Origin of the sequence: Streptomyces sp. NPDC088747 (assembly GCF_044751025.1) — a bacterium.
GTDB lineage: Bacteria > Actinomycetota > Actinomycetes > Streptomycetales > Streptomycetaceae > Streptomyces.
In genome coordinates, this window is record NZ_JBIVKZ010000006.1 from 34,794 (window position 1) to 61,584 (window position 26,791).

The 26,791-nt window shown below is 71.5% G+C and carries 19 protein-coding genes and 1 other RNA gene; 11 read left to right on the forward strand and 9 right to left on the reverse strand.

The genetic code is table 11. The annotated features are described in order from the left end of the window. Positions 1-33 precede the first annotated feature (33 nt). Positions 34-1,302: a glycosyltransferase 87 family protein gene (locus ACIP79_RS15880; RefSeq protein WP_401223495.1), complete on the reverse strand. Its 1,269-nt coding sequence runs from the start codon at positions 1,300-1,302 to the stop codon at positions 34-36. Positions 1,303-1,395: 93 nt separating this feature from the next. On the opposite strand from ACIP79_RS15880, the gene ACIP79_RS15885 reads away from it, so the two are divergent. Further along, the gene (locus ACIP79_RS15885; RefSeq protein WP_401223497.1) at positions 1,396-2,901 is read left to right on the forward strand and encodes a glycosyltransferase family 39 protein; all 1,506 of its coding nucleotides are present in this window, start codon (positions 1,396-1,398) and stop codon (positions 2,899-2,901) included. Positions 2,902-2,959: 58 nt separating this feature from the next. Here the strand turns inward: ACIP79_RS15885 and ACIP79_RS15890 are convergent, their stop codons facing one another. Further along, a complete protein-coding gene (locus ACIP79_RS15890) occupies positions 2,960-3,484 on the reverse strand; it encodes a MarR family winged helix-turn-helix transcriptional regulator (protein ID WP_401223499.1) in 525 nt (174 codons plus the stop codon). Between the two features lie 122 nt (positions 3,485-3,606). On the opposite strand from ACIP79_RS15890, the gene ACIP79_RS15895 reads away from it, so the two are divergent. Further along, a complete protein-coding gene (locus ACIP79_RS15895) occupies positions 3,607-4,020 on the forward strand; it encodes an organic hydroperoxide resistance protein (protein WP_383681954.1) in 414 nt (137 codons plus the stop codon). Here ACIP79_RS15895 and ACIP79_RS15900 read toward each other — a convergent pair. The 6 genes from ACIP79_RS15900 to ACIP79_RS15925 all read right to left on the reverse strand — a co-directional run bounded on the left by ACIP79_RS15900 (position 4,010) and on the right by ACIP79_RS15925 (position 15,883). Continuing rightward, positions 4,010-5,644, reverse strand: coding sequence for a hypothetical protein (locus tag ACIP79_RS15900; protein ID WP_401223500.1), 1,635 nt, complete (start codon positions 5,642-5,644; stop codon positions 4,010-4,012). The genes ACIP79_RS15895 and ACIP79_RS15900 overlap by 11 nt on opposite strands. Before the next feature lie 198 nt (positions 5,645-5,842). Continuing rightward, positions 5,843-8,137, reverse strand: coding sequence for a CDP-glycerol glycerophosphotransferase family protein (locus tag ACIP79_RS15905; RefSeq protein ID WP_401223502.1), 2,295 nt, complete (start codon positions 8,135-8,137; stop codon positions 5,843-5,845). Positions 8,138-8,311: 174 nt separating this feature from the next. Beyond that, positions 8,312-9,193, reverse strand: coding sequence for a carbohydrate ABC transporter permease (locus ACIP79_RS15910; protein ID WP_401223504.1), 882 nt, complete (start codon positions 9,191-9,193; stop codon positions 8,312-8,314). Then, a complete protein-coding gene (locus ACIP79_RS15915; RefSeq protein WP_401223506.1) occupies positions 9,190-10,551 on the reverse strand; it encodes a carbohydrate ABC transporter permease in 1,362 nt (453 codons plus the stop codon). Before ACIP79_RS15915 ends, ACIP79_RS15910 begins: the two co-directional genes overlap by 4 nt. A gap of 11 nt (positions 10,552-10,562) precedes the next feature. After that, complete coding sequence (locus ACIP79_RS15920) at positions 10,563-11,972, reverse strand: ABC transporter substrate-binding protein (RefSeq protein WP_401223507.1); 1,410 nt, start codon at positions 11,970-11,972, stop codon at positions 10,563-10,565. A gap of 446 nt (positions 11,973-12,418) precedes the next feature. Further along, positions 12,419-15,883: an FHA domain-containing protein gene (locus ACIP79_RS15925; protein ID WP_401223509.1), complete on the reverse strand. Its 3,465-nt coding sequence runs from the start codon at positions 15,881-15,883 to the stop codon at positions 12,419-12,421. 440 nt (positions 15,884-16,323) lie between these two features. Between ACIP79_RS15925 and ACIP79_RS15930 the strand changes: the two genes are divergently transcribed. The 4 genes from ACIP79_RS15930 to ACIP79_RS15945 all read left to right on the forward strand — a co-directional run bounded on the left by ACIP79_RS15930 (position 16,324) and on the right by ACIP79_RS15945 (position 21,997). Continuing rightward, positions 16,324-18,024 carry a protein kinase gene (locus ACIP79_RS15930; RefSeq protein WP_401223511.1) on the forward strand — a complete coding sequence of 567 codons (1,701 nt, stop codon included), beginning with the start codon at positions 16,324-16,326 and terminating at the stop codon, positions 18,022-18,024. Positions 18,025-18,190: 166 nt separating this feature from the next. After that, a complete protein-coding gene (locus ACIP79_RS15935) occupies positions 18,191-19,435 on the forward strand; it encodes a serine/threonine-protein kinase (protein WP_401223513.1) in 1,245 nt (414 codons plus the stop codon). A gap of 261 nt (positions 19,436-19,696) precedes the next feature. After that, positions 19,697-20,803, forward strand: coding sequence for a peptide chain release factor 2 (gene prfB / locus ACIP79_RS15940; protein WP_383677414.1), 1,107 nt, complete (start codon positions 19,697-19,699; stop codon positions 20,801-20,803). A gap of 303 nt (positions 20,804-21,106) precedes the next feature. Next, on the forward strand, positions 21,107-21,997 hold the full coding sequence (locus ACIP79_RS15945; protein ID WP_401223515.1) for a hypothetical protein: 891 nt from the start codon (positions 21,107-21,109) through the stop codon (positions 21,995-21,997). A gap of 144 nt (positions 21,998-22,141) precedes the next feature. Here the strand turns inward: ACIP79_RS15945 and ACIP79_RS15950 are convergent, their stop codons facing one another. After that, positions 22,142-22,333: a hypothetical protein gene (locus tag ACIP79_RS15950; RefSeq protein WP_383677418.1), complete on the reverse strand. Its 192-nt coding sequence runs from the start codon at positions 22,331-22,333 to the stop codon at positions 22,142-22,144. Positions 22,334-22,699: 366 nt separating this feature from the next. On the opposite strand from ACIP79_RS15950, the gene ftsE reads away from it, so the two are divergent. The 5 genes from ftsE (at position 22,700) to ssrA (ending at position 26,743) form a co-directional block, all read left to right on the forward strand. Then, the gene (ftsE, locus tag ACIP79_RS15955) at positions 22,700-23,389 is read left to right on the forward strand and encodes a cell division ATP-binding protein FtsE (protein WP_365430268.1); all 690 of its coding nucleotides are present in this window, start codon (positions 22,700-22,702) and stop codon (positions 23,387-23,389) included. Positions 23,390-23,435: 46 nt separating this feature from the next. After that, complete coding sequence (gene ftsX, locus ACIP79_RS15960) at positions 23,436-24,353, forward strand: permease-like cell division protein FtsX (RefSeq protein WP_383677420.1); 918 nt, start codon at positions 23,436-23,438, stop codon at positions 24,351-24,353. A 67-nt stretch (positions 24,354-24,420) separates the two neighbouring features. Then, positions 24,421-25,608 carry a S41 family peptidase gene (locus tag ACIP79_RS15965; RefSeq protein WP_401223518.1) on the forward strand — a complete coding sequence of 396 codons (1,188 nt, stop codon included), beginning with the start codon at positions 24,421-24,423 and terminating at the stop codon, positions 25,606-25,608. Positions 25,609-25,690: 82 nt separating this feature from the next. Then, on the forward strand, positions 25,691-26,242 hold the full coding sequence (gene smpB / locus ACIP79_RS15970) for an SsrA-binding protein SmpB (protein WP_401223520.1): 552 nt from the start codon (positions 25,691-25,693) through the stop codon (positions 26,240-26,242). Between the two features lie 113 nt (positions 26,243-26,355). After that, positions 26,356-26,743: a transfer-messenger RNA gene (ssrA, locus tag ACIP79_RS15975) on the forward strand. The last annotated feature ends 48 nt before the right edge of the window (positions 26,744-26,791 follow it).

Here is a 26,791-nt window from a genome sequence, read left to right on the forward strand (position 1 = left end):
GGCCGTCGACGGCGGTCGGCGCCGGTCGCGGCCTCAGGGCCGACTTGCCCGGGACGCGGCGTGGACGAGGATCGGGTCCCGGGCCGCCGCACCCGAGGTCACCCAGCCCGTCACGACCGGGCCCGACCGCCACAGCCGGGTGAAGGACAGCGCCGCGGCGGCCGCCAGCAGACCGTTCCGTACGAGCATCAGCAGACAGCCCGTCCACGTGCTGTGGATGACCTCTCCGTACATCACCGGATACACGACCGTGCTGACCGCCGTCGCCGCCACGATCAGCGCCGCCACCGGGCGTTGCGTGGTGTGCCGGGAGGTCAGGCACACGGCGGCCAGACCGAGCAGCCACACCATGTACTGGGGGCTGATCACCCGGCTCGTCACGGTGAAGAGCAGTACGGCGGCGAGGGCGGCGTCGTACGGAGTCGCCGGCGTCCAGTGCCGCGCGCGTACCCGCCACAGCAGCAGGAGCCCGAAGGCGGCGACGGTGAGGGCGAGCGAGAGGGCCGCGACGGCGGAGACGTAGGGGCCGACGAACTCCATGGCGCCGTACTGGTAGCGCGCGGTTCCCGGCCACCCGGCGTGCCGCGCGAGCCCCAGGACGGTGCCGCCGAGCGACTCGATCTGGACGCCCCGGCCGCCCTGCTGGCGCAGGAAGCCGAAGGGATCGCCGAACGCGGCGACCAGCAGCATGAGCATGGCGACCGCAGTGACCACCGCCGACGTCCAGGTCTGCCGGGTCGTACGGCCCTTCGGGGTGCCGATGAGCGCGAGCGCGGGCCAGACCTTCACCAGCGTCCCCAGCGCCGCGATCGCGCCGCACGCGCGCGTGGAGCGCGACAACGTCAACAGGGAGATGACGGCGAAGGCGGTGACCTGCACGTCGTAGCGCACGAGCGGCAGGTGCAGCAGGAGTGGCAGCGCCGCCGTCCACAGGGCAGCGCCGAGCAGCGCCCGGCCAGGACGGGTGCCCGCGCGCGCGAGGGCGATCGTGATCACGGCGTCCGTGGCGAGGGTGAGCGCCACGAAGGCCGTGAAGTAGGTCAGGGCCGGCAGCAGCGCCGGCGCGAGCAGTACGGGTCCCGCGCCCGGCGGGTACTGCCACAGCCGGTCGCCCACCGGGAAGGTGCCGTGCGACAGCACGCCGTACCAGCGGAAGTACAGGTTGCTGACCTCGCGCGATACCCCACCCCCGCCGAGCGGACGCAGATGGTCGTGGGCGAGCAGCCACAGCATCAGGGCACGGCTCGCGAGCCACGCGAGGGCGAGGAGGGACAGACGGCGGTGTTTCGGCGAGGTGCTCATCAAGGCTGGATCGTAAGCCGCACGGATGGGACAAAAGGGTTGATACGCCGTCAATGCCCGGCAAAGGTTGTTTAATCGCACAAGATCTTGCTCATGGTGAGCTCATGGGCGAGGCGGTCGGGTATCGGACGGACCGAGGCCGTGGCCGTGTCGGTGCCCGTGGCGGTCATGTTCGCGATCGGACTCTGGGGCCTCGACCGCGGCGGCATGTGGCGTGACGAGGCCGTCACCTTCCAGGTCGCGCGGCGCTCGGTCCCGCAGATCTGGCAGCTGCTGCACAGCGTGGACGCGGTGCACGGCCTGTACTACCTCCTCATGCACGTCGTCCTCGCCGCGCACCCCGGCGAGGTCGCCCTGCGGCTCCCCTCGGTCTGCGGGGCCGCCGCGACCGCGGGCCTGGTCGCCGCCCTGGGCGTCCGCCTGTGCGGTCCGCGGGCCGGTCTGTGGGCCGGCCTGCTGTACGCGGTCACGCCGATGGCCGGGCACTTCGCGCAGGAGGGACGGTCGTACGCGCTGGTCGCGGCCGGTGTCGCCGGGGCCACGCTGCTGCTGGTGCGGGCCGTGCGGACGGGAAGCTGGTGGGCGTACGGCGGGACGGTCGCCCTCTCCTGTCTGCTGCACGAGTTCGCGGTGCTGGTGCTGCTCGCCCACGCGACGACCCTGGCGCTCAGCCGCGTGCCCAGGCGGGTGTGGCGGGGGTGGGGCCTGGCGGCCGGCGCCGTGGTGCTGGTCCTGCTGCCGCTCGCCCTCGTCTCCAAGGAGCAGTCCGCGCAGGTCGCGTGGCTGTCGGCGCCCGGCCTCGACAGCGTGGACCGGCTGCTGCGGGCCTTCGCGGGACCGGCGCGGCTGGTTCTCCTGCCGTATCTGCTCCTCGTCGCGCTGGCCCTGTGCCCCCCGCTCGGCCGACGCGGCGAACTGACGCCGGCGGCGGTCGCCCTGCCCCTGCTGGTCATCCCGCCCGCGGTGCTGATGGGCGTGTCCCGCTTCTGGCCGCTCTACGACGAGCGCTATGTGCTGTACGCCCTCGCCGGGGCGCCGCTGCTGGCCGCGGCCGGGGCGGAACGCCTGCTGGGGATGGTGCCGAGGCCGGCCGTGAACACTCTCACCGGCGTCCTCGCCATCGCCCTCGTCTTCGTCTGGCAGCTCCCCGTCCTGCGGCAGGACCGCGCTCCGGACCGCCGTCCCGACAACCTCGCCGCCGTCTCCGCCACCGCCGGACGCGAACTGCGCCCGGGGGACCCGGTGTTGTTCCTCCCCTCGATCGTGCGGCGCTCGGCGCTGGCCTATCCGAAGGGCTTCCGCGGGGTGCGGGACATCGCGCTCCGGAAACCGGGGCCGGTGTCGGGGACCCTGTACGGCCAGGAGACGGACCCCGACGAGCTGCGGCGGCGGCTCGACGGCCTCGACCGGGTGTGGGTGGTCGCGGAGCCGTTCGCGCTGCGGCCGTCCTGGTATCCGGGCAGCGCCACCGAGCGGGTCAAACTCACCGTGGTCGGCGAGGAGTTCGTGCCGCGCGAGGAGGTCGTACGCAAGGGCGTGACCCTGCGGCTGTACGTTCGCAAGCCGCCGCATCCGTTCACGGACTGGGCCACGGAGTAGGCCGGTCGGACGGAACGGGCTGCCGTGCCTCCCGCGCCGAACCGCACCCCCGTGCTTCTTACGCCGGACCGGGTCCCTGTGCCTCCGCGAGCGCCGCCGCGTCCAGTGCCGCGGTCAGGCGGTCCAGGCGGGTCCGGAGCTCGTGGATCTCGTCGAGGGTGGCGCCCGTCGCGGCACCGATCCGGCGCGGTACGAGCAGTGCGCGCTCGCGCAGGGCGACGCCCTCGCCGGTGAGGTGGACGTGCACGGACCGCTCGTCGCGGGCGCTGCGCTCACGGCGTACGAGACCGGCCGTCTCCAGCCGCTTCAGCAGCGGCGACAGGGTCCCGGAGTCCAGCCGCAGGTGCTCGCCGAGCTTCTTCACGGGCAACTCGCCCCGCTCCCACAGCACGAGCATCACCAGGTACTGCGGGTAGGTGAGGCCGAGGTCCTTGAGGAGCACGCGGTAGAGGCCGCCGAAGGCGCGCGACGCGGCGTTGAGGGAGAAGCAGATCTGGTTGTCCAGGCGCAGGAAGTCCGCGTCGGGCGGGGCCTGCGTACTCGCGGCCCGCGAGGGCGGGGCCGGTGTCGGCGTGGCGGTCATGACTCCAGGATAGCTCTTGCCCGTCATTCAGTTGTGCACAATTGAATTGCGTGCTCTAATTATGGCTGTGGGCGGCCGGACCGGTCGCCCGGCAAGACCCCGACCTGAGAGGGATGGTCCGCATGGACACGCTCTACACCGCTGTCGCCACCGCCACCCACGGCCGTGACGGCCGCGCCGTCAGCTCCGACGGCAAGCTCGACCTCCAGCTGGGCATTCCGGTGGAGATGGGCGGCAGCGGCAAGGGCACCAACCCCGAGCAGCTGTTCGCCGCCGGTTACGCCGCCTGTTTCGCCAGCGCCCTCGCGGGTGTCGGCCGCGCCGCGAAGGTCGACGTCAGCGAGGCCTCCGTGACCGGCGAGGTCGGCATCGGCAAGCAGGGCCAGGGCTTCGCTCTCGCCGTCACGCTCCGCATCGAGCTGCCCGACACCGTCGACGAGGCCACCGGCCGCAAGCTCGTCGAGCAGGCCCACCAGGTCTGCCCCTACTCGAACGCGACCCGCGGCAACATCCCGGTCGAGCTCGTCATCGAGTAGTTGGAGCAGTTCGAGCAGGTCGAGCGGATCGAACAGGCTCGGCGGACCGCGTAGCACCCGCCCCCGCGTCCACCCGCGCCAGCACCTCGCCGGTCTCCCGGCTCCACGCCACCGCCACCGCCTCCTCCGGCATCCGCTGCCGGGGAGTCAGCAGCAGCCAGCGCACGTGATGGCGGCGGGCCACGGCGGTGCGTTCGGCGCGGGTCGACGTCGGGGCGAGGTAGGCGCGGACCGCCGCGAGCCGCCGCTGCCGTTCCCGCTCGTCGAGGGCGGGATCGGGCAGCGTGGGCGCGACGAGGTCCACCCCGTGGCCCGGCAGCAGCCGGACCGCGTCACGGCCGTCCACGACGACCGCCTCGCCGGGCTCGATGTAACGCGCCGCCCAGGCGTACGTGGGCGCGCGCGGCGGCTGTTCGAAGCCGACCGGGTCCAGCGAGCGCGGCACGACCGCACCCGCCTGCGCGGTCAGGAAACCGGCGCAGACCGCGGCGGCCGCCACGACCCCGAGCACCCGCCGCCGCACCGGCCAGGGCCGGGGCGCCGCCAGTTCCACCGCGAGCGCGATCTGCGCCGGTACCAGCGCGAGCCCCACGGCCCCGCCGTACGCGTGATGCCCGCTGACCCAGCCGTACGCCACCAGCGCGCACTCCAGCACGAACATGAGCACCAGCGGGTCCCGGACCGACCCGCGCGCCCGCAGCCACAAGGCGGGCAGAGCGGCCAGGGCCAGCCAGAAGTGGCCCGGCATCCCCTCGTAGAGCCGCTCGTAGGTCGCGTCGAGGCCGGGGTGTCCGGTCACCGCGAAGACGTCGAAGTACGGCCAGCAGTACGCCACCAGCAGTGCGGCCCCGCCCGTCAGCGCCCACCTGCCCGCGACGGCCGGCCGCCACCGGCGCTGCGTGCCCGCGACGACCGCCACCGCGCCGAGCGCCGCGGCGAGACCTGTGACCGGGTGCACGAGCAGGATCAGCCCGTACAGGGCGCCGACTCCCGCGTACCCGGGGAAGCCGCGCAGCCCGCTCGGGCCGACGTACCGGACCGGGCCGTCGCCGCCGGCCGCGCGGGTTGCTGTCAACGCCCAGGCCCAGAAGGTCAGTCCGATGGCGAACATGGACGGGTCACCGAGGTTCCCGGTCATCGGCAGCAGTCCGAGGGAGCCGCTCCACCAGGCGCTCTCGGTGCCCCACAGGAGGGTCGTCGCGAAGAGCGCGAGCACGGGCGCCCAGATGCGGCGCGGCGCCAGGACGCGGACGAAGCGGGCGAGGCCGGTCAGCAGGACCAGCAGGTTCAGCGGGCCGGCCAGTCGCAGGACCGCCCAGCCGCCGAGGTCGGTGAGCCGGGCGAAGGCTCCCTCGGTGACGGCGTAGGGCGAGTAGTACGGGCTGCCCGCGCCCGGCAGGTCCGCCGTCGGGTGGCGCGGACTCAGCAGGCTCGCCCTGAGCCGTTCGACCACCGCCGCGTGCTGTCCGGCGTCGCAGCACTGCGGGACACGCCAGTACGCGAGCGACATCACCAGCCAGAACAGACCGCCGAAGACCTGGTAGGGCGTCGGACGCCAGGAGGCACCGCCGCGCAGGGCGGTGGCGCCGCGCACGGCCCGCCGCAGGAGGACGTCGGCGCTCACCGGGCGGCGGGGCGGGGCTGGGCGACGGCTCGGGGCATTCGTCATGCATCCCCGCGACCGTCGACCGCCTAGCCGCCCGTCACCTCATCGAGTGAAGCCGGTGTCAGCCGGTGCGCACCCGGCCCGGTCGTCCCGCCGGTCTCCAGGTGACGGGACGGTTGGGTGTGGGCCTGCTGGAGGACATGGGCGATCCGGTTCTCAGAGGTACTCGGTGACGGGCACCGACACGGGCCCGCCGGGCCGTGGCACGGTGGCGAGGGGCGATCCCGGCCTGGCTGCCGCGGCCGACGGGACGGGGTGCCGGTCCGCCCGCGGCACGACCGGCGTCTCGCCCTCCCCGAGGACGACCCGGCGGACCACCCGCTCGGCGGCGCGCCCGTCGTCGTACGGACAGAAGCGCTCGCGGAACGCGGCCCGCAGCTGGGTGGAGCGGGAGCCGCGCCAGTGCCCCGACGCGAAGATGTCGACCAGCTCGTCCTCGCTGCGGGCCACCGCGCCCGGCGGGAAGGCGCGCAGGTCGAAATAGGTGCCTCGGGCCGCCTCGTACGCCTCCCAGTCATCGGCGTGCACGACGATCGGGCGGTCCAGGTTGGCGTAGTCGAACATCAGGGACGAGTAGTCGGTGACCAGCGCGTCCGAGGCCAGGCACAGCGACTCGACGCTCGGGTGGTCGGTGACGTCGATGAGACGGCCGCCCGGGGCTCGCGTGAGGGGAGCGTCGTAGGAGTGGTGGGCGCGGGTCAACACCACGAAACGCGGGCCGAGTTGGCGCAGCACGCGCTCCAGGTCGAGGGTGTGCCGCTGGGTGCGGCGGTAGTCGCGGTACGTCGGCGCGTACAGGACGGCGACCGTGCCCTCGGGGATGCCGAGCGACTCGCGGATCCGGCTCACGTCCGCCGAAGTCGCCTGCTGGAAGACGTCGTTGCGCGGCGAACCGTACTCCAGCGTCGTGTACGCGGCCGGGAACACGCGCTCCCAGACCAGGGTGGAGTGGCGGTTGGCGGACAGGCAGTAGTCCCACTGGTCGACACTCCGCAGCAGCTCGGCGAAGTCGGTGTCGCGGGCGGCCGCCGGGCGGTCCAGGAGGTCCAGGCCCATGCGCTTGAGCGGGGTGCCGTGCTGCGTCTGGATCATGATCTGGCCGGGCCGCTTGACCAGGTCACGGCCGAAGTCGACGTTGTTCACCAGGTACTTGGAGCGCGCCAGTGCCGTCCAGTACGCGGCCGAACCGGGGCGGACCCGGCGCGTCGCGGCCGGGATCGTGTGGTGGTGCTCGGGGCGCGCGATCCACGCGGTGCGGATGTGCGGTGCCAGGGAGCGGAACGCCGACTCCAGGGCGCCCGGGTTGCAGCCGTGGCCGCGACCCCGGTGGCTGGAGAAGACGGCACGGTCGGCGCGCAGCGGAAGACGGCGCTGGACGCGGTAGTGGAGCCGCAGAGCGGCGCCGCGTGACCGGCGGAACAGCCTCGAACCGAGCTTCACCGCACGCTTGTTGAGGCTAGACGCCAGGCAGAGGAGCCGGTGGACGCGGTGGGCGCCGAAGCGGACCAGCGCGTGCCGCAGCCGGACACGGAGCCGGACCTTCGCGCCCGCCGTGCGGTAACGGCGGTAGTGGGCACGGGACTTGCGCAGGAACTCGGCACGGGAGCCGGGCGCCGGGCGGCCGGGTCCCACGGACAGCGCGGAGAGGTGGTCGGCCATCCGGCGGAACAGGACCGGGCGCCAGTGGGCCAGCTCCGGACGCGCGTCGAGATACGCGAAGACACCGTCGTACTGCTCGAAGACGTCGAACTGGCCCGCGCCGCCGGTGTCGAGGACGCCGCCCCGCCCGCGTCCGCGGGAGTGGACGCACACCCGGTCGAGGGTGGCGATCGAGTCGGCGGACATCAGCACCGGGTACGTCCACGGAGTGTGCCCGTGGTGGCCGGACGGGAAGGTGAAGCCCTCGCGCTCGACGAACTCCCGCCGGTACGCCTTGTTCCAGACCACCGTCGGGACCGTGAGCAGCCCCGGCCGGGAATCCAGCCGGAAGGGCGCCGGCCCCTCCTCCGACAGCTGCTGCTGGGCCAGCGGGTCGCGGACCGTCTCGCCCGACCGGTCCGTACGCGCGTGGCCGTAGACCAGCACGTCCGGTTCCGAGGTCTCCTTCAGCCGGTCGGCGACGGCGCGCAGCGCGTCCGGGGTGAGGGTGTCGGCACCGTCCAGGAAGAGCAGGTAGTCGCCGGTCGCGTGGGTGAGGCCCGCGTCCCGGGCGCCCGCCGGGCCCGCGTCCCGGGCGCCCGCCGGGCCCGCGTCGCGCGGCAGGTGGACGGGGTTGACACGGGCGTCGCGGGCCGCGAACTCGTCGATGAGCGCCCCGCAGGCGTCGGGGGAGCAGTCGTCGACCGCGACGACTTCGAGGTCGGGGTAGGACTGGCCGAGGACGGATTCGAGGCACTCGCTCAAGTACGCCTGAACCTTGTACGCGGGGACGATGACACTGAACCGGGGCAAGGCACATCCATGGGTCGGCGCGGGCATACCTGCCCGGGAACGGCCGCGGGGGTGACTTGGTTACGCCGGTCGCGGCATCCGGGGGACCGCGCGGTGAACGCGAAGGGGCGGCCCGGTTTCCGGACCGCCCCTCAACTCGCCTGTCGTACGGCTGCTTCACCGCGTACCGCGCGGCTACTTCACCGCGCCCGCCATCACCCCCGACACGAACTGCCGCTGGAACGCGAAGAACACGGCCAGCGGAATCACCATCGAGATGAAGGCACCCGGCGCCAGCACCTCGATGTTGCTGCCGAACTGCCGTACCTGCTGCTGCAGGGCGACCGTCAGCGGCTGCGAGTTCGAGTCCGAGAAGACCAGCGCGACCAGCATGTCGTTCCACACCCACAGGAACTGGAAGATCCCGAGCGAGGCGATCGCGGGCGCGGCCAGCGGAAGGACGACGGTCGCGAAGAGCCGTGCCTCTCCCGCACCGTCCAGGCGTGCCGCCTCCAGGAGTTCACGCGGGATCTCCGCGAAGAAGTTGCGCAGCAGGAAGATCGCGAAGGGGAGTCCGAAGCCCACGTGGAAGAGGACGACACCGATGATGTCGCCGAAGATCCCGATCTTCCCGAAGAGGTCGGAGAGCGGGATCAGCGCCACCTGCACGGGTACGACGAGCAACGCCACCACCGCCATGAACCACCAGTCACGGCCCTTGAAGTCCAGCCAAGCGAAGGCGTATCCGGCCATCGCGCCGATGACGACGACCAGCAGCGTCGCCGGGACGGTGATGTAGACGGTGTTGAAGAGGGCGCCGGTGACGTCGTCGTTCTCCAGGAGCGACCGGTAGCTGGCCGTGGTGAGCTGGGCGGGGGCCGAGAAGACCTTCCACCAGCCCGACGCGGCGATGTCGGTCGGGTCGCGGAACGACGAGACCAGCAGGCCGAAGGCGGGCACCAGCCAGAACAGCGCGACCAGGAAAAGGAAGACGCGCAGCGCGCCGCCGGCCGCCCGGCTCGCGATCCGGGAGGCGAGGGAGCGCTTGGCGCGTACGGACGTGTCGAGAGCGGTCACCGCTGGCGCTCCTTCCTGAGTCGGCGGAGATTGACGTACATCATCGGCAGCACGAGGAGCAGCAGGATGATGCCGATCGCGCTGCCCACGCCGTAGTTGCCGCCGCCGCCGAAGGAGGACTGGAACAGTTGCAGGGCGAGCACGTTGGCGTCGTCCTGGCTGGGCTGCGGCGCGATGATGTAGATCAGGTCGAAGATCTTCATCACGTTGATCATCAGCGTGACCAGCACGACGATCAGGACCGGGGCGAGCAGCGGCACGGTGACCCTTCGGAACACCTGCCACTCGTTCGCGCCGTCCACCCGCGCCGCCTCCAGGAGATTGCGGTCGACTCCCGCCAGGCCCGCGGCGATCAGCACCATCGCGAAACCCGCCCACATCCAGACGTACGAGCCGATGATCGCCGGAGTCACCAGGGTCGGGCCGAGCCAGTCGATGCCGTTGTAGGGAGCCGAGAAGTTCGAACCGGGCAAACGGAGTTGGGCTCCGTCCGCCGCCTCCGGGAGCGTGAAGGTGCCGTCGGCTCCGCTGGTCGCCGAGGCGACGACCTCGCCGTCCTTCACCGCCTCCACCTTGACGCCCTTCAGCGCCTTCTCACCCGCGTCGACCGCGCCCTTCTCGCCGCCCCCGCCGAGCTTGAAGTCCAGCCAGACCGTGCCCGTGATCCCCTCGCCCGTCGCCGCCTTGGCGTCCTCGGGGGAGCCGGGGAGCTTGTTCGGCGCTATGCCCACGAGGGGGAGGAGCGCCGGTGAGCCCGCCTGGACCGTTCCCGTACTGGTGAAGGAGCCGCCGCCGGACGCCTTCAGGTCGCTCACCTGGGCGTTCGGTCTAGCCTTCGGATAGACGGAGGAGTCGACGAACGCGTCGTGCACCGAGGTGACGATCGCGTTGGCGACTCCCTGGTCCGGGTCCTGCTCGTACACCAGCCGGAAGATGATGCCCGCGGCGAGCATCGAGATCGCCATCGGCATGAAGACGATCAGCTTGAAGGCCGTGCCCCAGCGCACCCGTTCGGTCAGCACCGCGAAGATCAGACCGAGGACGGTGACCAGTGCCGGGGCGACGGCGACCCAGATCGCGGTGTTCCGCACCGCGGTGAGCGTCGAGTCGGTGGTGAAGATGTCGATGTAGTTGTCCAGGCCGACGAAGCCCGAACCGTCGGCGTCATAGAGACTGCGCCAGACCGAGTACCCGATCGGGTAGACCACGAGCGCGCCGAGCAGAAGCAGGGCGGGCAGCAGAAACAGCACCGCCACCCGCAGCTTCGTCCCGGTCACGCTCTTGCGCGGGGTTCCGGTTCCGGCGGAGGGCGCCGGCAGTTCGCCGGCACCGTCCGCCCTCACCGCTGAAGACGACATACCGCGCGCCGTCAGCTGCTCTTGTACGCCTTGGCGGCGTCGGCCTCGAGTTTCTTCTGGGCGCCCGCCACGTCCGAGGGGTTCCGCAGGAAGTCCTGGAGGTCCTTCCACTCGCCGATGCCCGCCGTGCCGCCGAACGCCGCGGGGGCCTGGTCGGACATGTCGAAGCGGAAGTCGTCGCCCGCGGCGAGCAGCGCCTTGGCGATGTCCCGGGTGACGTCGTCCTTGTAAGTGGCCTGGTCCATCGCCTTGTTGGGGGAGAGGAAGCCGCCCTGGGCCGCCCAGATCTCGGCCGCGTCCGTCGAGGCGAGGAAGGTCATCAGCGCCTGGGCGCCCTTGCCGTCCTTCAGCGCCACGGCGACGTCGCCGCCGCTGACCACCGGGGCCTGGTCGCCGACCGCCGGGAACGGGAAGACCTTCGCGTCCGTGCCGACCTTCGCCTTGGTGTCCGCGTTGATGTTCGCCGTCACGAAGTCGCCCTCGAAGACCATGCCCGCGGGGGTGTCCCCGGAGAACGTCTGCGTCACCGACTTCGGGAACTCCGTCTGGAGCGCGCCCGAGCGGCCGCCCGCGATCAGGTCGTCCTTGCCCCACAGCTCGGCGAGCGTGGTGAGGGCGTCCTTGACGGACGGGTCCGTCCACTTGATCTCGTGCGTGGCCAGCTGGTCGTACTTCTCCGGGCCCGCCTGGGAGAGGTACACGTTCTCGAACCAGTCGGTGAGGGTCCAGCCGTCGGCGCCGCCGATGGAGACGGCGGGGGAGCCGGCGTCGGAGAGGGTCTGCGCGGTGGCGATGAAATCCTTCCAGGTGGCGGGGGCGTCGGTGATGCCCGCGGCTTCGAAGGCCGCGGTGTTGTACCAGACCAGGGACTTGTTGGCGGCCTTCACGTAGATGCCGTACTGCTTGCCCTCGAACGCGCCGAGGTCCTTCCAGCCCGTGGAGAAGTTCTTGTCGAGCTGGGCCTGGGCCTCGGGGCCGACGTCTTTCAGCCAGCCCTTCTCCGCGAACTGGTGCAGGACGCCCACCTGGGGGAGGAACGCGACGTCCGGCGGCTTGCCGCCCTCGATCTTCGTACCGAGGAAGGTCGAGGTGTTGTTGCCGGTCGGTACGAAGTTGACCTTGGCGCCGGTGCGCTTCTCGAACTCCTCCAGGACCTTGGTGAAGTTGTCCTGCTCCGGGCCGGTCCAGACGGCCGCGACCTCCAGGGTCTGGCCGTCCAGCTTGGGGAGTTGGACGGAGGAGGCGCTTTCCTTCGCGCCGCTGTCCGTGCCGCCGGGGTCGTCGTCGCTGTCGCTGTCGCCGCCGCATGCGGTGAGGGCGACGGCGAGCAGGCCTGCGGTGAGGGCGGCTGTGGCGGTTTGGGTGGCTCGGGCTGACTTGTACGTTTTCGGCGTCCTGCGTGTGCGGATCGTGCTGCGCATCTCTGCCCCGTTCATCGTTCCTCGTCGAACGTCCGGCGCTGTCCCGTGCGATCTGGTGTACGCCCGTGTCTGTTCGGGCGGCAAGAGCGCCGACGCTGTCAAGAGAGCGATCGTGACCGCGTCGTGACGTGCGGGTCCCTGGCCGGGGTGCCTGTACGCCGGGGTTGGTGGGTGGGTCGGGGCCGGGGGCCGGTACATCCGCCCGTCGCCGCCGGATCAAACGCCGGTTGAGTGGAGACGGGTCCGGTGACGCGAACGTACGCGACGGGCATGTGATGTACCGGCCCCCGGCCCCTCCCGCCGGTGGGCGGCTTTCCCTATCAGTTCCGGCTGGCTGTATTCAGCCCGTCCGGCGTTTGAGGACGAGCCCTTCGGGCGTTCGGGGGTCTGGGGGCGCAGCCCCCAGGTATGGGATGGGTAGGGGCGGAGGGGGCGAGGAAAGGGGGTCAGAGGAGGGAGGGGACTTCGGTGGCTGAGACGGAGCGGGCGGCGCGTTCGAGGGCGCTGGCCAGGAGGGCCAGGTCCGTGGGGCCGTTGCCGAGTTCGCGGATGGGACGGCGGGCCGGAGGGTCGCCCATGCGGTGCCATTCGAGGGGCACGACGGTGGGGCGGAGGGTCGCCGTACGGGGAATGCGCCCGGTGACCCGGCCGGCCTGGAAGGGCGTGACCCGGCCGTCGGGACCGAGCAGCCGCCCCCGCCCGGGGGCGGGATCGTCCGGCCCGGCCACCGTCGCCGCCGCGTCGAGCGCGACCCGCAACGCCGACGAACGGGCCAGCTCGGAATCCCCCGTACGCCCCTCCACACCGGCCGCGGCCACGAGATGCACCCCGAGCCGCTCCCCTTCCCGGGCGACCGCCTCCAGCGCCCGTACGACCGACCCGGCCGAAGGACGCCCCAGCGACCCCAGCGCGGGAGAGAACAGCGCGTCCAGGTCGTCGACCACCACGACGAGACGGGCGAGCGGTGGCCCCGGCTCCGCACGCTGCCGCGCCGCCGCGGGCCGCAGCCGCATGGTGGAACTGGGCGGCGCGTCTATGTCCGCGGCGCCGGACGAGGACCCGCCGCCCGCCGCCCGCTGCGTGATGATCCGCCCGGACACCTCGCGCCGGGTGTGCCACTCCGTGAAGTCGAGCCGGCCGAGCAGCTCCGCCCGCCGCTTCAGCTCCGCGCTCAGGGACTGCGCGAACTCCCGCATCCGTACGGGGTCGTTGGCGGCGAGGTGCGTGGTGACGTGGGGGAGGTCCGTGCAGACGCGGAGCCCTTCGCCCTGCGCGGTGCCGGTGCCGTCCCGCCCGTCTATGAGGACGATCCCCAGCCGGTCCGGGCGCTCGGCGGCGGCGAGGGAGGCGGCGATGGAACGCAGCAGTTCCGTACGGCCGCTGCCCGGCGGGCCCTCGATCAGCAGATGCGGGCCCTCCGTCGCGAGGTCCACGCAGACCGGCCCGCGGGGGCCCGCCCCGAGCACGGCCCAGCCGCGCCCGCCCAGCGTCTGGGCATCGTCGCCCGCGTCCGCCCAACGGGCCATCAGGGAAGCCGGGGTGGCCCGTGCCAGCCCCAACTCGTCCAGCAGCCGTGCCATTTGGGGCAGTGGTACGGACACCCGTGCGTGCCGCTCCCCCTGCGGGCCGTCCGTACGCAGAGGGGCCAACGCGCGGGCGAACCGCTCCGCCCACGGCAGCGACACCGCGTCCACCGTGGCGACCGTGCCGCGGCCGACCGGGCCACGGGGCAGGTGGCCCGAGGAGGAAGCGGAGCCCGCGGTGAGAGAGCCCGCCGCGTGGAGAGAAGGTGCCAGGTGGTCGTGGGGTGCGCTCTCGTAGCGGAAGCCCAGGTGGGTGGAGCCGTCGGTGAGGTTCACCGTGGCGGGCGGGGTGTGGGCCTGTCCCTCACGTGTGGGGTCAGCGTGGGGGGACTTGCCGCGGGGGCGGTCCTTCGGCTCCGGGTCGGCGCCCGGTGCCACCCGCAGCAGTCGCAGGGCCGTGGCCACGTCCCCGCTGAGCAGCGCCACCGCGCCGCACTCGCGGAACGGGGGTGACGTCTCACACGCCGCCTCGTACGTGGCGGTCACCGGGGACGCCGGGGACGCCGATGCCGTCTCGGCCAGGCAGATGACGTGGATGCCGGCCCGCGAACCCTCGTGGGCCAGTCGTCCCACGGAATCCCGCACGTCGGCGCCGCCGGGGTCGCCGTCCACGACGACGACCGTGAACGGCCCGTCGAAGGCGCCGTCCCGCGGGTGCTCGGCCTGGGCCCACGAAGGGCGTCGGGTCGCGTCGTCACGGGAGGTGTCCGGCGTCGGTGGGTGGTCGTCGAGGCGGCGGAGGAGTTCGTCGGTGCGGGCCGTGGCCTGTTCGCGGTCGTAGGCGAGGAGGAGGCGGCAGTCCTGGCCGTGGGTGGGGCGGACGTGCGGGAGCCAGCCGAGCCAGGACCACTCGGCGGTCCGCTCCTCGACCGTGCGGGAACGGTCCGCGCTGATCAGGACGATCTCCAGCGCGTCCGGCGAGTGCAGCCCGGCGAGCTGCGCCACGACCGCGCGGGCCAGTCCCGTGAGGCGCTCCCGTGGACCCGCGAGGCCGAGCGCGCCGGCCTCTCGAAGGTCGGCGGTGACCGGCACGGCGGACAGCGGGCCGGAACCGTCGTGGGCCGCGCGGTCCGCGGTCCCCAGCCGGACCGTCAGGGCCTGCGGGTGCCCCGGGCCGCGCTCCCACAGGCGGGGGCCGGGTCCCAGGGCGGTGAGCAGCAGCGTCGCGGGGTCGGGCCAGCTCTCCGACGCGCGCGTCGGCGCCACGGGGAGGTCCTTCTCCGGCGCGGTCTCTCCGTCGCCCTCTTCGTCGTAGTCGTAGTCGTAGATGTCCCGTCCGGCCTCGGACGCTCCGCGTCCCTGGGTCAGCCGGCGGGCCCAGGCGCCGAGGCCGCTTCGCCTGCGGGCGCCTGACGGCATGTCCATGCCTCGGAGGGGAGTGCCTCTCCGGGTGTCCGGGCCGGAGGCGTGCGCGTCCGTGTCCTCGGCGTACGGGGCGGCGGCGGACTCCCTGGTCTCGATCCGGGGAGCCCCGGCCTGTTCCGGTACGACCGGGCCGGGCGCCTGGGGTGTGTGGGCGCCTTCCGCGGCTCCCCACTCGGCCGAGCCGTAGGCGTGATGTGTCTCACCGCCGGGCGGGGTCCGGTCCTGGGAATCCCGGGAGGTGTCTCCTACGCGCGCGTGGGGCACGCTCGCCGTCGGTGCGGGCCGCGCCGGCTCGGTGTCGTCCTCCTGGGCGCCGCCCCGCAGGCTCACCCGGACGTGTCCCTCCCCGTCGGGTGTGGTCCCCACGGACGGCGTACTCGCGGGCGGGGCCAGCCGCAGGGCCGATTCGCCGATACGCAGCAGGGCGCCCGGTGCGAAGCGGACCGGGCGGGTGTCCACACGGGTGCCGTCGAGTGTCGTGCCGTTCGTGGAGCCGAGGTCGGCGACCGAGACGCGGCCCTCGGGGGTGACGGTGACCGCGCAGTGCAGGCGCGAGACGTCGGGGTCGTCCAGGGGCACGTCGGCGTCGGCGGAGCGGCCGATGCGGATCTGGCCGCCGTGCAGGAGGTGCACGCCGCCCGCGTCGGGGCCGCCGATCACCTGGAGCTGGGCGGCGACCTCGTCCACGTCGGGACCGGGCTCCGCCGGGGCGCCCAGGGACAGCACGGCGCCGTCCGTCAGGGGCGGCTCGCCCACCGTGCAGCGCTGGGCGTCCAGGCGCTCGGTGCCCGCGTACAGCACGACCTGGCTGTCGCTTCCGCCGACCGCGGAGGCCAGGGGGGAGGCGATGTCCGCCAGTGCCGTCCCCGCGGGGGCCGTGACCAGCACATCGCAGGCCGCGGCACGTCCCCGCGGCTCCGAGGGCGGGCCCAGCGGGTCTACGACGGTCAGCCGGATCTGCATCGCCGTCAGAGGTCCCTTCCGCGCGGGTGTCCGCGACGAGGACGAGGCTGTCGCAGTGGTCCCCCACCGCAGATTCCCCCACCGCACACGGGCACGTCGGCCAGTAGTGAAAGCATCCTCGCACCTGCCACTGACAACACGCCCGGCCCCCACCCGCAAGTGATCTTGATTGGTCGGCTCTGCCCACAAAAGTTCCTGACCAGTGCCCTACCCGTACCCGACCGGTGTCCGCTTGAGATCGGTCACGTCCATGTCTCGGCAACCAACCGACCGGACCGAGCGTCTTTCCATCGAACATGTACGGCAACTGGTACGTAAGCCACCATGGGCGTACGGGATGCGGGGCCGAGCACAGGAGGACAACAGCCCGGTGCTATGTGGCCCGGCACTACAGTGGGTCGGAATCAGCAACGAGCAGCAAGCAGCAGGGAGCGCATGACGTGCGGCCGGTAGGGAGCAAGTACCTCCTTGAGGAGCCGTTGGGGCGCGGTGCCACGGGCACCGTCTGGCGCGCCCGGCAGCGGGAGACGGCAGGGGCCGAGGCGGCCGTCCAGGGCCAGCCCGGCGAGACCGTGGCGATCAAGGTCCTCAAGGAAGAGCTCGCGAGCGACCCGGACATCGTGATGCGGTTCCTCCGGGAGCGCTCCGTCCTCCTCCGGCTGACCCACCCGAACATCGTGCGGGTACGGGATCTCGTCGTCGAGGGCGATCTGCTCGCGCTCGTCATGGACCTGATCGACGGCCCCGACCTGCACCGCTACCTCCGCGAGAACGGGCCGCTCAGCCCCGTCGCCGCCGCCCTGCTCACCGCGCAGGTCGCCGACGCGCTCGCCGCCAGCCATGCCGACGGCGTCGTGCATCGCGACCTGAAGCCCGCGAACGTCCTGCTCATGCAGCAGAACGGCCAGATGCACCCGATGCTGACGGACTTCGGCATCGCCCGGCTCGCGGACTCCCCGGGCCTGACCCGGACCCACGAGTTCGTCGGCACGCCGGCCTATGTCGCCCCCGAGTCCGCGGAAGGGCGCCCGCAGACGTCCGCCGTCGACATCTACGGCGCAGGCATCCTGATGTACGAGCTGGTCACCGGCCGCCCGCCGTTCGGCGGCGGGTCCGCGCTCGAAGTGCTGCACCAGCACCTGAGCGCCGAGCCGCGCCGCCCCTCGACCGTCCCGGACCCGCTGTGGACCGTCATCGAGCGCTGCCTGCGCAAGAACCCGGACGAGCGCCCGAGCGCCGAGAACCTCGCGCGCGGGCTGCGTACGGTCGCCGCGGGCGTCGGTGTGCACGCCAACTCCGCGCAGATCGCCGCCGCGGAGGGAGTGGGCGCGCTGCTCGCCCCCGACCCGGACCCGGCGACCGTCCCCGGCATGCCCGGCGCCGCCGACCCCACCCAGGTACTGCCGACGGGCGCGGGCTCCTACGACCCGAACGCCGCGACCAGCTACCTCCCGCACACCGGTGCCTCCGACCCCACCTCCGTACTGCCGACTCGCGGCGCGTCCGACCCGACCTCCGTCATGCCTCCCGTGCCGCCGAACCAGCCGGGCGGACAGGGCGGCCCCGAGGACCCGCACCCCTGGCAGAACCAGCTACGCGCGGCCCGCGACCGCAACGAGGCGACGCAGGTCCAGTACCTCGACCCCAGCGAGGACCCGCTGCGCCGTCGCCCGCAGCGGCAGGTCGCCCGGCCCCAGCAGCGCCCGCAGCAGGGCGGGCCACAGGGGCAGCAGCCGCCGCCCGGTTACGGCTATCCGCAGCAGCAGCAACCGCAGCAGTACGCGCCTCAGCAACCCCAGCAGCCGCAGCGGCAGCAGCCCCGGCGTCAGCAGCCCGCACCGCAGCACCAGCAGCCGCAGAGGTACGCGCCCGCGCCGCAGCAGCCGCAGCAGCCCGCGCCGCGGGAACCGCGCGAGCCCCGGCAGCGCAGTGCCAACCCGATGAAGATTCCCGGGCTCGGCTGCCTCAAGGGGTGCCTCTTCACCCTGGTCATTCTGTTTGTCGCCGGTTGGCTGATCTGGGAGTTGAGTCCCCTTCAGGGATGGATCGGTACCAGCAAGGGGTACTGGCAGCAGCTGACCGACACATTCACCACCGTCACCCAGTGGGTCGAGGATCTCGGCGGGAGTACCCAACAGTAGGAGCGAGTCCCGGGCGGTAAGAGGGGGCTTCGGGCGGTAATTCGGGACTTCTGGGAACCGAGTCTGGGGATTTGTCGACACCTGGCGGGTGATTTCCGGCTCCGGCGTGAAGGTTGGCTCTCCGGGCGCGTACTTTTAGCGACAACACGCGTCCGTAGGAGCAGTCTTGGCACGGAAAATCGGCAGCCGGTACACCGCGAACCAGATTCTTGGGCGGGGCAGCGCCGGCACGGTGTGGCTGGGTGAGGGGCCCGACGGGCCCGTCGCCGTCAAGCTGCTGCGCGAGGACCTCGCGTCCGACCAGGAGCTCGTGGGGCGCTTCGTACAGGAGCGCACGGCGCTGCTCGGGCTCGACCACCCGCACGTCGTCGCCGTACGGGACCTCGTCGTCGACGGCAACGACCTCGCGCTCGTCATGGACCTGGTACGCGGCACGGACCTGCGGACCCGGCTGGAGCGGGAGCGGCGGCTCGCCCCCGAGGCCGCCGTCGCGATCGTCGCCGACGTCGCCGACGGGCTCGCGGCCGCGCACGCCGCCGGGGTCGTCCACCGGGACGTGAAGCCGGAGAACGTGCTGCTCGACATGCAGGGACCACTCGGACCCGGCGGCTCGCACCCCGCGCTGCTGACCGACTTCGGTGTGGCCAAGCTCATCGACTCGCCCCGCCGGACGCGCGCCACGAAGATCATCGGCACGCCCGACTATCTCGCCCCCGAGATCATCGAAGGGCTGCCGCCGCGCGCCGCCGTCGACATCTACGCGCTGGCGACGGTGCTGTACGAACTCCTCGCCGGGTTCACCCCCTTCGGCGGCGGCCACTCGGGGGCGGTGCTGCGGCGGCATGTGACCGAGACGGTCGTGCCGCTGCCCGGGATCCCCGACGAGCTGTGGCAGCTGATGGTGCAGTGCCTGGCGAAGGCGCCGGCGTCGCGGTTGCGGGCGTCCGAGCTGGGGGACCGGCTGCGGGAGCAGCTGCCGCTGCTGGCCGGGATGCCGCCGCTGGACGTGGACTCCCCGGACGCCGAGTCCGGTGACGACGAGGGGTACGAGGAGACGGAGCCTGCCGCTCCCCGGGAGCCGTCGCCGGTGCGGCGCGGGTCCGTGCCGCTCGTGCCGGGGGCGGCGCCCGACTCGAACCGGGACACCCATACGTCGATGCGGGTGCCGGGGCCGGATGAGCTGGCGGGTGGGGCGCGGGGGACCGCGCGGGTGCCGCGGGCGGCGGGGGCGCCGCGGCCGGGGTCCGCGCGGCATCGGGCCTCCGCGCGGCGGCGGCGGATCACGCTCGGGACGGCTGCCGTCGCCCTCGTGGCGGCCGTGGGTGTCGGTACGTGGCTGGCCACCTCGGAGGAGGACGGCGGGTCCACGCAGACCCCGGACACGAAGAACTCCGCCCCGGCGTCGCCCTGACCTGGGTTTTCTCGCCCCCTCCGCCCCTTCCCGTCCCGTACTCGGGGGCTCCGCCCCCGAACCCCCGCTCCTCAAACGCCGGAGGGGCTATTTCTTAGCCTGTCCGGCGATTGAGGACGAGCGCGTCAGCGCGAAAGGGGGGTCTGGGGGCGCAGCCCCCAGGAACGGGACGGGCAGGGGCGGAGGGGGCGAAAACCTTCCCAGGGCTTCGGGTCGGACCGAGGGGCGGGGGCCGGTTGTCGTTGCCGTTACGCTGGAGGCGTGGCAGTCGTCGATGTATCCGAAGAGCTCAAGTCCCTCTCCTCGACCATGGAGTCGATCGAGGCCGTCCTGGACCTCGACAAGATGAGGGCAGATGTCGCCGTGCTCGAGGAGCAGGCGGCCGCGCCGTCCCTGTGGGACGACCCGGACGAGGCGCAGAAGATCACCAGCAAGCTGAGCCACCTCCAGGCGGAGGTCAGGAAGGCCGAGGCCCTGCGCGGGCGTATCGACGATCTGAGCGTGCTCTTCGAGATGGCCGAGGAGGAGGACGACCCGGACACCCGCGCCGAGGCCGAGACCGAGCTCACGGCCGTCAAGAAGGCGCTGGACGAGATGGAGGTCCGGACCCTGCTGTCCGGCGAGTACGACTCCCGCGAGGCCGTCGTCACCATCCGCGCCGAGGCCGGCGGCGTCGACGCCTCCGACTTCGCCGAGAAGCTCCAGCGGATGTACCTGCGCTGGGCGGAGCGGCACAACTACAAGACGGAGCTCTACGAGACCTCGTACGCGGAAGAGGCCGGCATCAAGTCGACCACCTTCGCCGTCCACGTCCCGTACGCCTACGGAACGCTCTCCGTGGAGCAGGGCACCCACCGCCTTGTCCGGATCTCGCCGTTCGACAACCAGGGCCGCCGCCAGACGTCGTTCGCCGGTGTCGAGATCCTGCCGGTCGTCGAACAGACCGACCACATCGAGATCGACGAGTCCGAGCTGCGCGTGGACGTGTACCGCTCGTCCGGACCGGGCGGCCAGGGCGTCAACACGACCGACTCCGCGGTCCGTCTGACCCACCTCCCCACCGGCATCGTGGTCTCCTGCCAGAACGAGCGCTCGCAGATCCAGAACAAGGCCAGCGCCATGAACGTCCTCCAGGCCAAGCTGCTGGAGCGGCGCCGCCAGGAAGAACAGGCCAGGATGGACGCCCTCAAGGGCGACGGCGGCAACTCCTGGGGAAACCAGATGCGTTCGTACGTTCTGCACCCGTACCAGATGGTCAAGGACCTGCGCACCGAGTTCGAAGTCGGTAACCCCGAGGGCGTGTTCAATGGCGAGATCGACGGTTTCCTCGAGGCCGGAATTCGCTGGCGCAAGCAGCAGGAGAAGTAAGCGGGAGCAATAACACCGCTTTGTCGACAAGGCAACTGCCCCCCCGTGGGCGGCAGTTGCCTTTTGTGTGTGGGATGTCTGGGTTTTACATCACAGTCACATGACTCACGCCAGTCAAAAGATGTGGATCCGGACATCGCGTACGCAACGTCCTTGACGATGCTTTGAAAAGTGGGGATGGTAACGCGTGGCATGCGTATCTCTGGGGCGCATGTGAACCGGGCGCTTGAGCCAAGCCGCCTGTGACGCCGTGGCCCCGGGCGCTGCTCCTTTGACGATTTAGCTACTGGGGGTACCAGCCGAATGACGAAGAAGACGCGGATCCGTGTGGCACGGATAGCCGCAGGCGCCGTGATCGCCGCCGGCGCCTCGCTGACCGCCGCCGGAGCCGCTTCGGCTCTGGGCGGCGGCATCGAGGCAGGGCCGATCACGGTCGACGTGAGCGCCAACGGCACCGGCGAAGACGGCGGCACGGGTGACACCACGGTCGGTACGACGACCGGGGACACGACCGGTGGTGGCGACACCATCGGCACGACGACCGGCGAGACCACCGGCGGGACGGTCGACGGCGGCACCACGGACGGCGGGACCACCGACGGTGGCACCACTGACGGCGGGACGACCGACGGCGGGACCACTGACGGTGGCACGACCGACGGCGGCACCACTGACGGCGGGACCACGGACGGTGGCACCACTGACGGCGGCACGACCGACGGTGGCACCACCGATGGTGGGACCACGGACGGTGGCACCACTGACGGCGGGACCACCGACGGTGGCACCACGGACGGTGGCACGACCGATGGTGGGACCACGGACGGCGGGACCACCGATGGTGGGACCACGGACGGTGGCACCACCGACGGCGGGACCACCGACGGTGGCACCACGACCGGTGGTTCCTCCAACGGCGGTTCCTCCACGGGCGGTTCGTCCACCGGTGGTTCGTCGACCGGTGGCACCGACACCGACGGTGGCAACAACCCGGTCGAGCAGGGCGAGGGCTCCTCGTCCCTGACCGACACCGGCACCGACACCTCGGCGCAGGGCTCGGGCGGCGAGCTCGCCGAGACGGGCGCCGCGGAGACCACCTACCTGGTGATCGGCGCGGCCACGATGATCGCCGGCGGTATCGGCTTCCGCCTGCTGCCGCGCCTCATGGCCGGCCGCGGCGGTGCTGTCGCCTGACGCACGCGCGCGTAAGGAAGGGCCCGGAGCGGATGCTCCGGGCCCTTCCTCATGCCGACTCTCGGAAAAGCGTGTTCCGGAACGACTCGGGGCCCCTTCGGACCAGGAGCGCCGTGACCGCCGTAACAACGGGATCCGCGGGTCTCACACCGTCTGGTGGGCCACCAGAACCAGCGCCGCGACCAGCACGGCCAGCAGCGAGATCAGTGCCATGGGGTTCATTCCGGCGAACGGGCTCTCCTGCTGGAGACGCTCCCGGTTCGCTCGGCAGACGCGGCAGCGCCCCTCGCTCACAGGCGCCGCGCAATTCGCGCACACCAGTCGGTCGTACGTCATGCGCTTGCCCTCCTTGCGCCGGGTCTCCGCGTACATAACGCATCGGGGAACGCAACCGTTCCCCCTCCACTGTGCCAGGTTCCGCGGATTTCGGCGCGGTTCGCCTTATCCTGCCCCGGCGCTCCGCTGGTTAGGCCGTGAAAAGACGCCCGCGGAGGGGTGGCCGGGCTTCGTCCCGCGGCCGCGGGTGCGTCGTGGTCGCCCGCGCAGTTCCCCGCGCCCCTGAAGGGCTACGCCCTCATCAGGCCGCCCGGTGACCCGCACAAAAACCCACAACCTGCACGCAACCCCTACCGGTGACTGCGCCGCCCCTCCCTGGTCGCGTATGGTCACGCACATCTACCCCCGGCGACCCGTGGTGCATCCGTGATCCGATTCGACAATGTCTCCAAGGTCTACCCCAAGCAGACCCGCCCCGCTCTCAGGGATGTCTCCCTGGAGGTCGAGCGTGGTGAGTTCGTGTTCCTGGTGGGATCCTCCGGCTCCGGAAAGTCCACCTTCCTGCGGCTGATCCTCCGCGAGGAGCGGACCAGCCAGGGCCAGGTGCACGTCCTGGGCAAGGACCTCGCGCGTCTCTCCAACTGGAAGGTGCCGCAGATGCGCCGCCAGCTGGGAACCGTCTTCCAGGACTTCCGGCTGCTGCCGAACAAGACGGTCGCCGAGAACGTCGCCTTCGCCCAGGAGGTCATCGGCAAGTCGCGCGGTGAGATCCGCAAGTCCGTGCCCCAGGTGCTCGACCTCGTCGGCCTCGGCGGCAAGGAGGAGCGGATGCCCGGTGAGCTGTCCGGTGGTGAGCAGCAGCGCGTCGCGATCGCGAGAGCGTTCGTGAACCGGCCCAAGCTGCTCATCGCCGACGAGCCGACCGGAAACCTCGACCCGCAGACCTCCGTCGGCATCATGAAGCTGCTCGACCGGATCAACCGGACCGGCACCACCGTGCTGATGGCGACACACGACCAGAACATCGTGGACCAGATGCGCAAGCGCGTCATCGAGCTGGAGGGGGGCCGTCTCGTCCGCGACCAGGCGCGCGGCGTATACGGCTACCAGCACTGACCGCGACCCTCCCGCACCTGTCCATGGAAAGGCCTGAGTAGACGCCATGCGCGCCCAGTTCGTCTTGTCGGAGATCGGAGTCGGTCTCCGCCGAAACCTGACGATGACCTTCGCGGTCGTCGTCTCGGTCGCCCTCTCGCTCGCCCTGTTCGGCGGCTCGCTCCTGATGAGCGACCAGGTGAGCACCATGAAGGGCTACTGGTACGACAAGGTCAACGTCTCGATCTTCCTCTGCAACAAGAGCGACGCGGAGTCGGATCCCAACTGCGCCAAGGGCGCGGTCACTTCCGACCAGAAGAAGGAGATCCTCGCCGACCTGGACAAGTCCACGGTCGTCGACAAGGTCACCTACGAGTCGGCTGACCAGGCCTACAAGCACTACAAGGAGCAGTTCGGCGACTCCCCGCTGGCCGCGTCCCTCACTCCGGACCAGATGCAGGAGTCGTACCGGATCAAGCTGAAGGACCCGGAGAAGTACCAGGTCATCGCGACCGCCTTCGACGGGCGTGACGGCGTGCAGTCCGTGCAGGACCAGAAGGGCATCCTGGACAACCTCTTCGGGCTGCTCAACGGCATGAACTGGGCCGCCCGCGCGGTCATGGCGATGATGCTCGTCGTCGCGCTGATGCTGATCGTCAACACGGTGCGCGTCTCGGCGTTCAGCCGACGGCGCGAAACCGGGATCATGCGCCTGGTCGGCGCCTCGGGCTTCTACATCCAGGCGCCGTTCATCATGGAGGCGGCCGTCGCCGGACTCATCGGCGGCGGGGTCGCGTGCGGGTTCCTGGTGATCGCGCGGTACTTCATCATCGACCACGGCCTGGCCCTGTCCGAGAAGCTGAACCTGATCAACTTCATCGGCTGGGACGCCGTCCTGACGAAGCTTCCGCTCATCCTCGCCACGAGTCTGCTGATGCCGGCGCTGGCGGCGTTCTTCGCGTTGCGCAAGTACCTGAAGGTGTGACGCATGCCAAGGGGGCCGTACTGCCAACCGGCGGTGCGGCCCTTCGCGTTGTCCTAGACTCACCGGCATGTCAGGCCGTGACCTGTTCTGCGAGCCCCGCCGCATTCGCCGCGGGGCGGCCCTGACATTGCTTTTCGCCAGTGTGTTCATCGCGGGCGCGGCAACGGGATCCTTCCCCGATCCCGGCCGGAAATCCCCCGAGGCCGCCGCTTCGGAGGGCCGTTCGACGCCCAGCGGCGACCACGAGGAGGTCGCGGAGGCCGCCGAGAGGGCCATGGCCGCGGGCAAGTCCCCCATGGAGGCCGCCGAGCGTGCCGTCAGCCGCAGCGGCGACCGCTGGGGCGCGGTCTACTCCGAGGGCGAGTACGAGGAGTTCGAGGAAGCCCTCGACGGCCAGTACACCGGCGTCGGACTGTGGGCCAGGCGCGAGAGCGACGGACGTATCGAGGTGACCCGGGTGCAGGCCGGCTCGCCCGCCGCCACCGCCGGGATCCGCAAGGGCGACCTGCTGCGCAGCGTCGACGGCCGGAAGGTCGACGGCCGGCCGGTCACCGAGGTCGTCGCCCTGCTCCGCGGCGACGCGGAGGACGCCGTGGCCGGTACGGAGGTCTCGCTCGGTCTGGAGCGGGGCACGCGCGCGTGGAGCGAGACGGTGCGCCGGGCCCTGCTGTCCACGGACTCCGTGACCGTGCGCGAGCTCGCCGACGGCGTCACCGTGATCAAGGTCGACGCCTTCACCAAGGGCTCGGGCGACCTCGTACGGACCGCCGTCGCCGCGGCGCCCAAGGGCTCCGGGATCGCCCTCGACCTGCGCGGCAACTCCGGCGGTCTGGTCACCGAGGCCGTCACCGCCGCCTCCGCCTTCCTCGACGGCGGCCTCGTCGCCACGTACGACGTCGACGGCGACGAGCGCGCCCTGCACGCCGACCTCGGCGGGGACACCAGCACGCCGCTGGTCGTGCTGGTCGACGGCGGCACGATGAGCGCGGCCGAACTGCTCACCGGCGCCCTCCAGGACCGCGGCCGTGCGGTCGTCGTGGGCTCCCGGACCTTCGGCAAGGGCTCGGTCCAGATGCCGAGCCGGCTGCCCGGCGGCTCGGTCGCCGAGCTGACCGTGGGGCACTACCGCACCCCCTCCGGGCGGGGCGTCGACGGCCGGGGCATCACGCCCGACCTCGACGTGGACGTGGACGCCGGGGCGGGCGCGCTGGAGCGGGCCGAGACGGTACTCAGCGGGCTCGGGGACCCTTCGTAGCCCCTTTTTCGCGGCCCCTGTTCCCCGCCCCGGTAATCGGCTTTCCCTCCGGACCCCCTGTAGTGCGAAAATGGCCAGCACTATGAGTAAGGGAATGTACGTACCGAAGGAGTCCCAGCCGAAGCAGGGCGGTCAGGCGGGCTCCGGCAAGGTCAAGGACGGCAAGCGCAAGATCGTCGCGCAGAACAAGAAGGCGCGGCACGACTACGCGATCATCGACACCTACGAGGCCGGGCTCGTCCTGACCGGCACGGAGGTGAAGTCGCTGAGGCAGGGCCGCGCCTCGCTGAGCGACGGCTTCGTCCAGATCGACGGGAACGAGGCCTGGCTGCACAACGCCCACATCCCGGAGTACAGCCAGGGCAGCTGGACCAACCACTCCGCGCGCCGCAAGCGCAAGCTGCTCCTGCACCGCGAGGAGATCGACAAGCTGGCGTCGAAGTCCGAGGAGACGGGTCACACGATCGTGCCCCTCGTCCTCTACTTCAAGGACGGCCGGGCGAAGGCCGAGATCGCGCTGGCCAGGGGCAAGAAGGAGTGGGACAAGCGGCAGACCCTGCGCGAGAAGCAGGACCGGCGCGAGTCGGACCGCGCGATCGCCGCCGCCAAGCGCCGGGAGCGCGGCAGCCAGTAGGAACGGAGCGCGGCAGCCAGTAGGAATAGGTTGGCGCCGTCGTGCGTTGTTCACGTACGATGGCTCTGCACCTCACAGAGGGTGCGTGCTTGAGAAGTTTGAAAAATCAACATGGGGATGATCGGTTTCGACAGCGGCTGTCGAAGCAGGGGAAGCGAGCCGAGGAAGCGGCAATGATCTCGTTAACCATATGTCGCAACCAATAATCGCCAATTCCAAGAGCGATTCCCAGTCCTTCGCCCTCGCTGCCTAATAACAGCGACTGAAGGACCCTAAAAGGGTGTCAGCCCGGGAGTGTTCCCGACCCGGATCCTGGCATAATCTAGGGAACTAAACCGCCGAGCCCGGTCACGGGGTTCGGTGGGAAATCAAACAGTGACTGGGCCCGTCGGAGACTTGTTCGCGAGATCTCCGGGGCCGAGAAAATCACAGCGAACTGCGCTCGGAGAAGCCCTGATTCTGCACCGTTGGACGCGGGTTCGATTCCCGCCATCTCCACTCATCCCATGTGGGTAAAGCCCCGCTGCCTCGGCAGCGGGGCTTTTTCCT

Bases quoted from the DNA above. Each gene is read 5' to 3' on its own strand.
- ACIP79_RS15880 (WP_401223495.1), bottom strand. From the start codon at position 1,302: ATGAGCACCTCGCCGAAACACCGCCGTCTGTCCCTCCTCGCCCTCGCG.
- ACIP79_RS15885 (WP_401223497.1), top strand. From the start codon at position 1,396: ATGGTGAGCTCATGGGCGAGGCGGTCGGGTATCGGACGGACCGAGGCC.
- ACIP79_RS15890 (WP_401223499.1), bottom strand. From the start codon at position 3,484: ATGACCGCCACGCCGACACCGGCCCCGCCCTCGCGGGCCGCGAGTACG.
- ACIP79_RS15895 (WP_383681954.1), top strand. From the start codon at position 3,607: ATGGACACGCTCTACACCGCTGTCGCCACCGCCACCCACGGCCGTGAC.
- ACIP79_RS15915 (WP_401223506.1), bottom strand. From the start codon at position 10,551: ATGTCGTCTTCAGCGGTGAGGGCGGACGGTGCCGGCGAACTGCCGGCG.
- ACIP79_RS15920 (WP_401223507.1), bottom strand. From the start codon at position 11,972: ATGCGCAGCACGATCCGCACACGCAGGACGCCGAAAACGTACAAGTCA.
- ACIP79_RS15925 (WP_401223509.1), bottom strand. From the start codon at position 15,883: ATGCAGATCCGGCTGACCGTCGTAGACCCGCTGGGCCCGCCCTCGGAG.
- ACIP79_RS15945 (WP_401223515.1), top strand. From the start codon at position 21,107: ATGACGAAGAAGACGCGGATCCGTGTGGCACGGATAGCCGCAGGCGCC.
- ACIP79_RS15950 (WP_383677418.1), bottom strand. From the start codon at position 22,333: ATGACGTACGACCGACTGGTGTGCGCGAATTGCGCGGCGCCTGTGAGC.
- ftsX (WP_383677420.1), top strand. From the start codon at position 23,436: ATGCGCGCCCAGTTCGTCTTGTCGGAGATCGGAGTCGGTCTCCGCCGA.
- ACIP79_RS15965 (WP_401223518.1), top strand. From the start codon at position 24,421: ATGTCAGGCCGTGACCTGTTCTGCGAGCCCCGCCGCATTCGCCGCGGG.
- smpB (WP_401223520.1), top strand. From the start codon at position 25,691: ATGAGTAAGGGAATGTACGTACCGAAGGAGTCCCAGCCGAAGCAGGGC.